The organism is Pseudomonas sp. NBRC 111140 (assembly GCF_001320885.1).
In the GTDB taxonomy this organism is placed as follows: domain Bacteria; phylum Pseudomonadota; class Gammaproteobacteria; order Pseudomonadales; family Pseudomonadaceae; genus Aquipseudomonas; species Aquipseudomonas putida_P.
Window position 1 is genome coordinate 35,905 of record NZ_BCBQ01000003.1, and the last position, 12,005, is coordinate 47,909.

Sequence of the window (12,005 nt, forward strand, 5' to 3'; positions counted from 1 at the left end):
TCAAGTTGGCGCGGCGCAGGCACAGGGGGCGCATTGCGGCCCTGTGCAAGCGGGTGGCTCAGGGTTCCAGACGGCGCTGCTGGTAGATCCAGTCGACAATCTCGCCTTCTGGCGAATAGCCGCTCACGGTTTCACGCAGCAACTGCCGAACTCGCACAAAATCATCAGCCGCGGCTGCCGCCATCAGTTGCCGCAGGGACTCCTTGAGCGTCTCCCAGGCCATGAAGTCCTCGTTGGCACTCATGATCATAGGGTGGCGAGTGGCAATCACATTGTCGCCGATCAGCAGCTCTTCATACAGCTTTTCTCCCGGCCGCAACCCGGTGAACTGGATGGAAATATCGCCCATGGGGTTACGTTCGGAGCGCACACTGAAGCCTGACAGGTGAATCATCTTCTCGGCCAGCTCCACAATCTTCACCGGCTCGCCCATGTCCAGCACGAACACATCGCCGCCCTTGCCCATGGAGCCGGCCTGAATTACCAGCTGCGCAGCCTCGGGAATGGTCATGAAGTAACGGGTGATCTTTGGGTGGGTGACGGTCAGCGGGCCGCCCGCCTTGATCTGTTTGTGGAACAGCGGAATCACCGAGCCCGACGAGCCCAGCACGTTGCCGAAGCGCACCATGGTGAAGCGAGTCTTGTTTACCTGCGAGACTTTGCCGCTGTCACCAAACAGCACTGGTGCTACTTCACGGCTGAGTGCCTGCAGCGTCATTTCGGCCAGGCGCTTGGTGCTCCCCATCACGTTGGTCGGACGCACGGCCTTGTCGGTGGAAATCAGCACGAAGTTGGCAACCCCGGCCTGCAGCGCGGCCTGGGCGGTGTGCAAGGTGCCGATGACATTGTTCATCAGGCCTTCGGTGATGTTGTGCTCAACCATCGGCACGTGCTTGTAGGCGGCGGCGTGGTAGACGGTGTCGACCCGCCAGGTTTTCATGATGTCCAGCAACTGAGATTGGTTGCGGACCGACCCCAGAATAGGCACCAGGCTTACAGTCAAAGACTCCCGCGAAACACGCTGTTCCAGCTCGGAGAGAATGCTGTAGAGGTTGAACTCGCTGTGATCGAACAGCAGCAAGTACTTGGGAGCCTGCCCCAGTATTTGCCGGCAAAGCTCTGAACCAATAGAACCGCCAGCCCCGGTCACCAGCACCGTTTGTTCGGTGATGCAGCGCTCAAGGAGATCTGGCTGGGCAGGCACCGTATCGCGCCCCAGCAAGTCGCCAATGTCGACCTCTTGGATATCATCGACTTTCACTCGGCCGCTGGCCAGGTCCATGATGCCCGGCACACTGCGAACGTGCAGCGGGAAGCCTTCGAGGAAGTTGAGAATCTCCCTGCGACGGGTGCGCGTCGATGAAGGGATCGCCAGCAGAATTTCCTGGGCGCCCGTCACGTTGATCATCTGGTCAAGTTGTTCCGGGCGGTAAACCTGCAGCCCGGCAATCACGCGGTCACTGATGCTGGCATCGTCATCGATGAATGCCACCGGGCGCATGGCCCGGTCCATGCGCAAGGCGGCAACCAGTTGGTTACCGGCAGCACCAGCGCCGTAGATGGCGACCTTGGGCAGCCCGTCGTCACGCTGGGCGAAAGGCACATGCTGTGCAGCCGCGGCAAACCAGTCACCCAGAAAATACTGACGCATGGCCAGGCGCAACCCGCCAATCATGATCAGGCTCAGCCACCAGTAGTTGAAGGTGATCGAGCGAGGCACGACGTTCTGGTGATTGCTTGCCCAATAAATGATGAACCCCAGAATCAGCGCGGACAGCGTCACGGCCTTGATGATGGCAATCAGCGCATCATTGCCAAAGTAGCGCATGACGGCGCGATACAAACCAAAGCGGATGAACAGGGGAATGGAAACCACAGGCGCGCACAGGAACAGCCAAGTATGGTCAATCAACGGGTTGGCCATATCGTCGATGCCCAAACGCACCACGAACGCCATCCACAGTGCGAACCACACCAGCACTACATCTGTCAGCACCTGCAACAGACGCTTTTGTCTACGCGGTAACCCGAGCAGTTTTTTGCGTACTTTGTCCATAGGCTCCCAGAGTTTTCTTCTGATTGTCATTAACCGACTCTTCAACACATCTACCGCACAACAGTTATTCCAAGCTACCCGCGCGATAATAGGCCGCGATGAGCGCCAAAGGCACATAGGCGATGATCAGCCCCATTACACCGTCGAGACCCAACAACATAACGCAGAGGGCCACCGGCAGCAGCCAGCACAGATTCAGCGCAGTGACTGCCAAGGTTACCGGCAGGTGCCTGCCGTAACGACGCGACGCGAACTGATAGGCATGGCTGCGATGTGCCTCATAAACCTTGTCACCGCGCAACAAACGGCGAACCAAGGTATAGCTGGCGTCGACGATGAAAACACCCAGCAAGATCAGCCAGCACCAGAACAACTGGGAAGACAGCCAAGCAGCTTGCAGTGAAAGACCACCGAGGATAATCCCTAGGAAACCGCTACCTGCATCGCCCATGAAAATCTTCGCAGGTGGGAAATTCCAGAACAGGAAACCCGCCACGGCTGCGGCCAGCAAAAGCGGCAGGGCCGTCATGCTCGCGTGTCCACTCAACCAGTAAAGCAGACAGGCACCTAGGCAGACAGTGATTGCCTCTACACTGGCAATGCCATCGATACCATCCATGAAGTTGTACAGGTTGAGCAGCCAAACCAGGTAGATCGCCGCCAACACTGCACCGGCCCAGCCCAGATCGAGCGACCAGCCGAACACCTGAAGCACGGGCAACCCGCCCAGCCAGTACAAAATCCAGACGGCCGCGGCAAAGTGCCCCAGCAAACGCCAGCGGGCGGCAATATGGCCATGGTCGTCCATGAAGCCGAGCACTGCGATTAACGCCCCCGCACCGCCCAATGCAACCAACGCGTCAGTTTGCGCGCCAGCCTGCAATGTCATCACTGCCAATGCGGCCAGAAACGCGAGGACAATCGACACACCACCGCCACGGGGCGTTGGGATTGAATGTGAGCTGCGTGCATTGGGTACATCGATGATGTTCTTGGCCAATGCATAACGTCTCAACGTGCCGGTCATGGCCAACGAACACAGCAGCACTACGGGTAAAAGCCACCAAAGCATCATTTGTTCGACGACTCCTGAAAATGTTGCGCAGTCGCCCTGAGCGCGGCATCGACACTCACCGGCGGTCGCCAGCCAAGTACCTTACGCGTTTTTTCGATATCCACCTGCAATGACCCGCATAATCTTTTGGACAACGCCGTACGGCCCAACAGGTTGGCTCCGCCGCTGAGGACCCAGCCAGGTACGGGTAGCAATCGCGCCGGCGCGCCCAATGCCTGGGCCATGCGGCGTAGCAACGCAGTAGTGGAAAGGTCCTCACCGTCGCTAACCAGAAACACCTGGTTTACAGCCGCCGGGTGATCGGTACAGGTCACTATCAGGTCTACCAGATTGTCGAGTGCAACCAGGCTCCGACGATTGTCGATGGCCCCAAATGGCAACGGCACGCCCTTGTTCAACCAACGCATCATGGCCTGGAAGTTCGCTTTGACCCCAGGGCCATACACCAGCACCGGCCGTATGATCACGACTTCCAGCCCGGACGCTTGCGCCAAAGCCAGCAATTGGGCCTCCGCCTCCATCTTGGAGATGCCATACGGGTCTTGAGGTTGCGGGCGGTCGTGCGCGGTGTAGGGCTGCCCAGGTGCAGTTCCCTCGCCATTGACCTTGATCGAACTGATAAAGACGAAGCGCTTCACCCCTGCTGCGACAGCTTGCCGGGCAAGGTTCATGGTGCCCTGCACATTGACCTTGCGAAATGCAGAAAGTGGGTCGGCCTCTGTATCATTCATCACATGAACACGGGCTGCGCAATGAATAACCGTGTCGCAGCCGCGCAACGCCTCGCCCCATTGGCCTGCTTCCTCGAACGAATCGAAGGGCACTGCCTGTACAGCGGGCGGTAGTGACAGGCTGCTGCCACGCACCGTGGCCACAGTTGGCATGCCGTCTGCCAACAGCCTGTGCAATACGGCACTGCCCACAAAGCCACTCGCTCCGGTGAGAAATACACGGCGGTTCATCAACTTGTCCTCCGTAAGGTGGCACCGCCAAACAGCTGCTCAAGACGTGTCAGCAGCACCTGGCGAGAGAATTCCTGTTCATAAAAGCGCCGCCCGCTTTCCCCCATTGCCTGGCGCTGCTCAGGCGCAAGCGTGGCCATCTTGCGAGTGATCGTCGCTAGCCCTTCGCCATCGCCAGACGCACAGGCGTAACCCGCACCGGACGCGTCGATGACCCGCGCCGCCTCGCCATTGATCATGCCCAGTACCGGTCTACCGGAAGCCAGATAGGCCTGTACCTTGCCAGGGATGGTCTGCTCAAACACGTCGTTGGTACGCAAGGAGACCAGCAACGCGTCAGCCTGAGCGAAGAGGGGCGGCATGGCATCAAGGGGATGGCGCCCCAGCAAGTGCACGTTATCCAGACCGCGATTGCGCACTTCATCAGTCAACCATGCGCTCATGCGGCCATCTCCGACGATGACCCAGCGAACCGGAACTTCACCCCGTAATGCCTGCGCGGCATCAAGGATGGCCGGAAAATCTTGCGCCTCACCAATGTTGCCGGCAAAGACGACCGTAAACACAGAACTGTCCCGGGCGATAAGTGCACAGGGCTTGTTCATGGGCGCCGAAAAGTCGTCTTCAGCCCAACTGGGGAAGTACACCAACCGGTCGTCCTCGATTTTCCGTGTGCAATACCGGCGCACATTGTCGAAAAAGCCGCGAGACTGCAGCAACAGGTAATCGGTGCGGTTGTAGATCCACGATACCGCCTTGCCCACCAACCCCAGCAATCGCCGGTCGTGGATGACGTTAACCGCCCGCAATGTCTCCGGCCATAGGTCTAGCACCCAGACAAATACCGGCGCCCGTTTCAACCGCCCGATTACAACAGCAGGTATGGCCGCGAGAATGGGCGAAACGGCATAGACGAAAACAGCATCGAATTTGTGCCCACGCAATTTGAAGGCGCCCATCAAAGATGCCAGCACGCAGAACGACAGGTAGTTGAATACCAGTTGTATGCTGCGTTTGCCACGGGGTACCAGCGGCACACGAACGACTTGCGCCCCCTCATAGGAAGAGAACGCCTCTGGGTTGGCTTTATAGTCCTGGAAAACACGCCCCTCCGGATAGTTGGGGAGCCCCGTCAGAACCGTCACTTCATGACCTCTGGCGGTGAAGTCGCGGACCATATCATTGATCCGCATGTTTTCCGGCCAGAAGTACTGCGTCACAACCAGTACACGCAATTTTTCAGCTGGCATCGATAGCTTCCGGTTCAGTAGCGTTTCCATACCACACGGTTCACGTAATCGGTATAGCTGTGCAGAATTCGCACTACTTTGTCGGAAACATTTGGCATGCTGTAGTCGGCAACCAGACGCAGGTCACGGTCGGCCCCTCGCGACTGCCGTTCGAGGATACCTAGGCCCTGCAGCACCCGCTCAACCTCAAGACCAACCATCATCGCCGCAGCCTCTTCCATACCTTCAGGCCGTTCATGCGCCTCGCGAATGTTCAATGCAGGGAAGTTGAGGATCGAAGCCTCCTCATTGATCGTGCCACTGTCAGAAAGCACAGCGCGGGCTTCGGACTGCAACTTGTTGTAATCCTTGAACCCTAGCGGCTTCAGCAAACGCACGTTGGCGTGGAAGTTGATACCCATGGCATCAACACGTTTCTGCGTGCGCGGGTGGGTGGAAACGATTACCGGGAGGTCAAACTCTGCTGCCACGGTATTAAGCACATCCACCAGTTTGAGGAAGTTTTTGTCGGAATCGATGTTTTCTTCGCGGTGAGCGCTCACGACAAAGAATTTACCCGGTTCCAGACCAAGGCGCTGCAGCACGTCCGATGCTTCGATGCCGCCACGATAGTGCTCAAGCACTTCGAACATCGGGCTGCCGGTCTTGATGATCTGGTCGGCTGGCAGACCTTCGCGCAGCAAGTAATCGCGGGCGATGGTACTGTACGTCAGGTTGATATCGGCAGTATGGTCAACGATTCGGCGGTTGATTTCTTCCGGCACCCGCATGTCGAAGCAGCGGTTGCCCGCCTCCATGTGGAAGGTCGGTATCTTGCGACGCTTGGCCGGCAACACCGCCATGCAGCTGTTGGTGTCGCCGAGGACCAGCAGGGCCTCCGGCTTGACCTCGGCCAGCACTTTGTCCACCGCAATGATCACATTGCCGATGGTTTCAGCCCCGCTTGCGCCTGCCGCGTTCAGGAAATGGTCCGGTTTGCGGATTCCCAAGTCCTGGAAGAAGATCTCATTGAGCTCGTAGTCATAGTTCTGGCCGGTGTGCACCAGAATGTGCTCGCAGTATTCATCCAGGCGCGCAATCACGCGCGACAGCCGGATGATTTCCGGGCGGGTACCAACAACGGTGACAACTTTCAGTTTTTTCATCGGTTCATCCTCTCGGGCCCATTCAGGCTTCGGTGCCTACTGGCCGAGCGTAGGTATCAGGGTTCTCACGGTCGAAAATTTCGTTGGCCCAGAGCATGACGATCATTTCGTCCTCACCTACGTTGGTGATGTCGTGGGTCCAGCCTGGGACAGTCTCGACAATCTCCGGCTCTTCGCCAGAGGTGAACAATTCGTGGAACGCCCCTGAGACCACATGACGGAAGCGGAAACACGCTTTGCCCTTGATCACCAAAAACTTTTCGGTCTTGGTATGGTGGTAATGGCCGCCACGGGTAATACCGGGGTGCGCGGTGAAGTACGAAAACTGGCCACTGTCCTTGGTTTTCAGCATTTCGACGAACACGCCTCGCGGGTCGCCATGCTTGGGCACCGTATAGGTGAAACTCTCGGGGGGCACATAGCTCAAGTAGGTCGAATACAGGGCTCGCACCAAACCGGTACCCACTGCTTCTGTGACCATGCTCGCACGGCTATCGCGGAAGGTGCGTAACAGGTCTGCCAGTTCACCCACGGTGATGCTGTACTGCGGCTCTACCTGCGCAAACGGCGTACCGGACTTCACACCGTCCAGCACCTGTACGAACGCTTTGACTACATCATCGATGTAGACCAGGTTGATACGCGCCTGAGGGTCGTTGATGGTGATGTCCAGGCCATGCACGATGTTGTGGCAGAACGTTGCCACTGCCGAGTTGTAGTTCGGCCGTGCCCACTTGCCAAACACATTGGGTAGGCGGAACAGGTGCACGGCCGAGCCATGCTGCGTTTGCAACTCGGCCAGGGCCTCTTCGGCGCCGCGCTTGCTGGCACCGTAGGCGTTATCCAGCTCAGCCTGGCTCGACGAAGTATAAAGGACGGGAATTTGCCGCCCACTTGCCTTGATGGCCCGGCAAAGCTCCAGGGTCAGGTCAGCATTGCCAACCTTGAATTCCTCGGGGTCTTTTGGCCGGTTTATGCCCGCCAGATGGAACACGAAGTCCACATCTCGAACCTTTTCGGCTAGCGACTCAAGGGCATGCTCCCGCGTGAAAAGCACGACCTCGATGTCCTTGCGCTCGCCAAGGTGCACCAGCAGGTTACGCCCTACGAAACCATTTGCCCCTGTGACCAGTACTTTCATCGTTTCATTCCTCCGGGGTCGCATGCTCGCCGCGTTCGATGGCACGAATGAAGTCGAGCTTGCGCAGCAGTTGCTGCATCCCGGCGACATCGAGGCGTTGGGTGTTGTGCGAGTTGTAGTCCTCGGTAATGGAGAGGCGGGTCTCGCCCTCTTCCACGAATTTCGCGTAGTTCAGGTCACGCAGATCTGGCGGCACGCGGTAGTAATCCCCCATGTCCTCGGCACATACCAGTTCCTCTCGGCTCAGCAGCGCTTCGTAGAGCTTCTCGCCGTGACGGGTACCGATGACATTGATCGGATGCGCCGGTTTGCCAACCAGTTCGGTCAACGCCTTGGCCAGCACTTCAATGGTGGCGGCAGGCGCTTTCTGTACGAACAGGTCGCCGTTGTTACCGTGCTCGAAGGCATACAGCACGAGATCGACCGCATCGGACAAGGTCATCATGAAGCGCGTCATGTTAGGGTCCGTCAAGGTCAGTGCCTGGCCGGCACGAATCTGTTCGATGAACAGGGGGATGACCGAACCACGAGAAGCCATGACGTTGCCATAGCGAGTACCGCAAATCACTGTCTTTTTCTCATCGACGTTACGTGATTTCGCAACCATCACCTTTTCCATCATCGCCTTGGAAATACCCATGGCGTTGATCGGGTAAACCGCCTTGTCAGTGCTCAGGCAAACAACCCGACGTACTTCGTTCTGGATGGCGGCCTCCAAGAGGTTTTCGGTACCAATCACGTTGGTCTTGACCGCCTCCATGGGGTGAAACTCGCAGGATGGCACCTGCTTCAGCGCGGCCGCATGAAAAATGTAGTCGACACCCCGTGTCGCATTCAAAACGCTTTGGTAGTCACGCACATCGCCGATATAAAACTTCAGCTTGGAGCTGGCATAGCGCTTGCGCATGTCATCCTGTTTTTTTTCGTCTCGGCTGAAAATGCGGATTTCCGCAATATCAGTGTCCAGGAAACGCTTCAGAACAGCATTGCCAAACGATCCGGTTCCGCCGGTGATGAGTAATTTCTTGCCTTTAAACATAGGTTTTCCCTTTTATGGCATCCAGCACCTTGGCGACCTGAGCACTGGGCATTTTATGATTTGCAACGAATTTTTTTGCCGTTTGCCCCATTTCGACGAGTTCATCGATATCGAACGAGGCCACCTTGGCCAGCATATCCCTCAACCCGTCTGCGCCGGGTGGAACCAGGTAGCAAAAACGATAATATTCTGCGGGTATACCGTCAAGCGCATACATCATGACTGGCACACCAGAAGACATGTATTCGATTATCTTGGAAGGAAATGAATACTTAGTGAACGCCGACTCATTATCACGCGGATTAATCAGCAGCGATGCTTCACGCTGCAACTGCAAAACAGCATTCCTGTCCAATTGCCCGAGGTATTTCACTCTAGCATTAGTTGCAGAAACGCTTTCTACATTGGCACGATCATCACCATCACCACAGATATAAAGGTGGTAATTCTCAATATTGGATTCAACGAATGCATCCAATAGCTTGCGAATTCCATATCGTCTGTCCAAGGTACCGCTATACAAGAAATAGGGCTTGCGCACGGACGAACTCGGGCGGTTGACATAGTCACTGTCTGCGATACCTTCAACAACAACCTTTTTGAGCTTTGGCGAAAAAACGTCAAGCATCGCATCCGTGATAGCGACTACGCTGTCGGCGCCATTGACAATGCGGTATGACAACCGCGCCAAACCATGGAAGACAAGCTTGGTCAGCCCCGTGCGCACCGCCATGTACTCTGGAAGGTCCGGCACAATCACGCAAAAATCTACATCCTTGCGCACTGCTCGGACCCATCTGCAGGCAAGAAGAAATGGCAGGTGCATTGAGTAACAGACCAGCAATGAACGCCCCCCCCCCTTGGGCAGGTTATCTTGTATTCCGCGGTAGGCTACCAGCACCTTATGTAGGTTCTTGATGATCGTCAGGTTGAGAAAGGCCTTGTTCTGTACGGTCGCGCCATTCATCTTTTCCTGTGTGGCGACAGGCGAATAGAACATTTCCTTGTATCGTCGCGGATATGCACCGATAAACGGCAGGTTGACAACCGTCACCCCGCTGATTTCTGGACATTCGCCAAAACCGCGGATGTAGTTCTTCTGCAGGGTATCCGCCGCAAACTGGATGCTACCTTGAGAATAGCGGACGATTGATGCGCGGTCGGCATCCGTGAATACGCCACCCAGAAACACGACCTTCATGAATGAGCCCCAGCCACCTGATTGTCTCCCCCTGCACCCAGCAAAGCCTGTTCCATTATGTATGCGTTCATCACCCTAGCCCCAACAGTGCATTGTTCTTGAACAGCGGTATCACCGAATACTCAGCCACCGGAACCAGGAAAAATATTACGAGGTAAAGCGCCAAGAATGACAGATAGCTCACAATGAGAAAATGGGTCTTGCGCCACACGAACAAAGCATTTACGCAATGGAGGACATTGAAGAAAAGAACAAACCTGAGCAACCTGATAAAAATTTCAGACTCGAAATAGAGCGGAATAAATAGCAACGACAAGAGATTGAGATTGTAAATAAAAGTCAATTCTTTACCACGCTCATCCATCGCAGCGCTGCGCAACAAATGCTTCCGCTCCCCCACTACGACCAGCACCAGGAAAAGCACTGAAAACACATGAACAATAGAATTGAACAAGGAGCTCTTCAATGAAGTGGCGTAGTAACTAAAATGCGCAGCTATCGCATCTGGAAGCGGTACAAAATAACGTACCATCACGTAAGTAGCTATACAGGTACAGAAAAACAACAGGAAGCGCATCAACGGTAGCGCTCGCCCTAGAGGCATTACCACGAAAACCATGTAAATTAGCGAAGACTGATGGATACTGGTCGCCAGCATGATTAATAGTACGTAGACTACTCGGCCTCTCCAGCCCCCTTCGTGCAAAAACAATATCGCTTGCAGGCATATGGCAAACGCCAGAAAATTTCGCATCAAGACAAAGTCCAGTGCGAAGAAACACACAAAATAAGCAAGCATCGACGCTACAGGGGCGACGGCTTTCTTGAGGACGTAGCGATACACAAAAAGTAGCGTTACCAGCGACAACGCAATCTGAAAATGGCCGAATGATATTCCGGACTGATTCGCCAGTATGTTGAGGTAGCCGTAACCAACTTCCTTGCCCCAACTAGCCAAGGTTACACGCGTATTGTAGTACAGCTCGTAACCCTCACGATCACCATTCCAGGTATTCCACCCGTAGAGCACCCACATCAGCAGGAATACTGGGACAGACAAAATAATCGAGAGGTACCTGCTCCGCGTCGTCGTCATGGCTCAGGCTATCTTGCTCTTGAAATAGCCCAGAATGCTTTCTGTCTTACCGATGCCCAATAGCTTACGAATAGCGCGCGAAAGCCTTGATTTGAGTGAAAAAAACTTCGGATGAAGGATAATTTTAGCAACTGCGACCTCAAAGGGCTGATCAATCAACAGCGTCTTGGGATGCTTTAACGGAAACTCCATAGGCCGAGTTGGAAGACCGCAGAATCGCTCGGTCATGACGTCTTCCATCGATGTGCCACCGTGCGTCGAATCAGCATCCACCCCAATATTGGTGATCTGATTGTACGCCGGCACGATACCGTACACATTGTGGGCGCGAATGGAAAAACTCATTTGATAATCCCATGAATAGAACCGACCCGTCTTGGCCCTGGCATCCAATTCATACTCTACATTGTAGCGATCCTGATAGTAGAGTTTTTCATATGCATATTCATGACGAATGCGATCACGCACATAGGGATCTTGCCACAGACCAAGCTCACCGTCATAGAAGGGTATAAATTTACTTGCCCAGGATGCCCAGCCACACGGCATCATATTCTTGGTAAACACGTAACTTGAACCATCTTGCGGCGCATACGTCTTCAGGTAGTTCGTCCCGCATATCCACAAGACACGGGTATCGTGCTCATACCTTGCCAACAACTCTTTGCAGAATTGGAAAAAGGTAATTTCCGGCAAGTTATCATCTTCCAGAAAAATAGCGAACGGCTCTTGCTGCAGCACCCACTTAGCGCCACCCGCTATGTTTTCATATACACCCACGTTCTGCGCTTCGTATTTCCTGACAATCTCGCATTCCCAGGTAATAGCCCGCTCGATCGCCTCACGGCACTCAGCGACCTGGCGACGCTCGTCATCGGTTCGCCCACCATCAGAAAGCAGGTACAGACGCGCAGGAGCAACCTTGGCAAGCTGCTTGATGATTTCCAGAGGCTTGTCAATACGCTTGAACAAGAACAATGCCACCGGTACGTCGAATTTCTCCATAAATCGCCTACCTTCCACTTCTTGACAGGGTGTCA

10 protein-coding genes are annotated in these 12,005 nt (G+C 55.2%); all 10 read right to left on the reverse strand.

Annotated features, from left to right (window positions below):
• Positions 1–58: 58 nt before the first annotated feature.
• The 10 genes from APH42_RS01605 to APH42_RS01650 all read right to left on the reverse strand — a co-directional run bounded on the left by APH42_RS01605 (position 59) and on the right by APH42_RS01650 (position 11,970).
• Entirely contained in the window at positions 59–2,056 is a 1,998-nt protein-coding gene (locus tag APH42_RS01605; protein WP_060492580.1) for a nucleoside-diphosphate sugar epimerase/dehydratase, read from the reverse strand.
• 64 nt (positions 2,057–2,120) lie between these two features.
• Positions 2,121–3,131 carry a glycosyltransferase family 4 protein gene (locus APH42_RS01610; RefSeq protein WP_060492581.1) on the reverse strand — a complete coding sequence of 337 codons (1,011 nt, stop codon included), beginning with the start codon at positions 3,129–3,131 and terminating at the stop codon, positions 2,121–2,123.
• Positions 3,128–4,093: an SDR family oxidoreductase gene (locus tag APH42_RS01615; protein WP_012271053.1), complete on the reverse strand. Its 966-nt coding sequence runs from the start codon at positions 4,091–4,093 to the stop codon at positions 3,128–3,130. The genes APH42_RS01610 and APH42_RS01615 overlap by 4 nt, the downstream gene beginning before the upstream one ends.
• A complete protein-coding gene (locus APH42_RS01620; RefSeq protein WP_060492582.1) occupies positions 4,093–5,343 on the reverse strand; it encodes a glycosyltransferase family 4 protein in 1,251 nt (416 codons plus the stop codon). The genes APH42_RS01615 and APH42_RS01620 overlap by 1 nt, the downstream gene beginning before the upstream one ends.
• Before the next feature lie 14 nt (positions 5,344–5,357).
• Complete coding sequence (gene wecB / locus APH42_RS01625) at positions 5,358–6,488, reverse strand: non-hydrolyzing UDP-N-acetylglucosamine 2-epimerase (protein WP_012271051.1); 1,131 nt, start codon at positions 6,486–6,488, stop codon at positions 5,358–5,360.
• A gap of 22 nt (positions 6,489–6,510) precedes the next feature.
• On the reverse strand, positions 6,511–7,629 hold the full coding sequence (locus APH42_RS01630; protein WP_012271050.1) for an NAD-dependent epimerase/dehydratase family protein: 1,119 nt from the start codon (positions 7,627–7,629) through the stop codon (positions 6,511–6,513).
• A gap of 4 nt (positions 7,630–7,633) precedes the next feature.
• Positions 7,634–8,668 (reverse strand): polysaccharide biosynthesis protein, encoded by a 1,035-nt coding sequence (locus tag APH42_RS01635; protein ID WP_012271049.1) that lies wholly within the window; start codon positions 8,666–8,668, stop codon positions 7,634–7,636.
• Positions 8,661–9,869: a glycosyltransferase gene (locus APH42_RS01640; protein WP_012271048.1), complete on the reverse strand. Its 1,209-nt coding sequence runs from the start codon at positions 9,867–9,869 to the stop codon at positions 8,661–8,663. Before APH42_RS01640 ends, APH42_RS01635 begins: the two co-directional genes overlap by 8 nt.
• 70 nt (positions 9,870–9,939) lie before the next feature.
• Positions 9,940–10,965 carry an EpsG family protein gene (locus APH42_RS01645; protein WP_060492583.1) on the reverse strand — a complete coding sequence of 342 codons (1,026 nt, stop codon included), beginning with the start codon at positions 10,963–10,965 and terminating at the stop codon, positions 9,940–9,942.
• 3 nt (positions 10,966–10,968) lie between these two features.
• Positions 10,969–11,970, reverse strand: coding sequence for a hypothetical protein (locus APH42_RS01650; protein ID WP_060492584.1), 1,002 nt, complete (start codon positions 11,968–11,970; stop codon positions 10,969–10,971).
• Positions 11,971–12,005: the final 35 nt, after the last annotated feature.

Excerpts from the sequence above, each read along its gene's own strand:
- APH42_RS01605 (WP_060492580.1), bottom strand. The coding sequence starts at position 2,056 with ATGGACAAAGTACGCAAAAAACTGCTCGGGTTACCGCGTAGACAAAAG.
- APH42_RS01610 (WP_060492581.1), bottom strand. The coding sequence starts at position 3,131 with ATGATGCTTTGGTGGCTTTTACCCGTAGTGCTGCTGTGTTCGTTGGCC.
- APH42_RS01615 (WP_012271053.1), bottom strand. The coding sequence starts at position 4,093 with ATGAACCGCCGTGTATTTCTCACCGGAGCGAGTGGCTTTGTGGGCAGT.
- APH42_RS01620 (WP_060492582.1), bottom strand. The coding sequence starts at position 5,343 with ATGCCAGCTGAAAAATTGCGTGTACTGGTTGTGACGCAGTACTTCTGG.
- wecB (WP_012271051.1), bottom strand. The coding sequence starts at position 6,488 with ATGAAAAAACTGAAAGTTGTCACCGTTGTTGGTACCCGCCCGGAAATC.
- APH42_RS01630 (WP_012271050.1), bottom strand. The coding sequence starts at position 7,629 with ATGAAAGTACTGGTCACAGGGGCAAATGGTTTCGTAGGGCGTAACCTG.
- APH42_RS01635 (WP_012271049.1), bottom strand. The coding sequence starts at position 8,668 with ATGTTTAAAGGCAAGAAATTACTCATCACCGGCGGAACCGGATCGTTT.
- APH42_RS01640 (WP_012271048.1), bottom strand. The coding sequence starts at position 9,869 with ATGAAGGTCGTGTTTCTGGGTGGCGTATTCACGGATGCCGACCGCGCA.
- APH42_RS01645 (WP_060492583.1), bottom strand. The coding sequence starts at position 10,965 with ATGACGACGACGCGGAGCAGGTACCTCTCGATTATTTTGTCTGTCCCA.
- APH42_RS01650 (WP_060492584.1), bottom strand. The coding sequence starts at position 11,970 with ATGGAGAAATTCGACGTACCGGTGGCATTGTTCTTGTTCAAGCGTATT.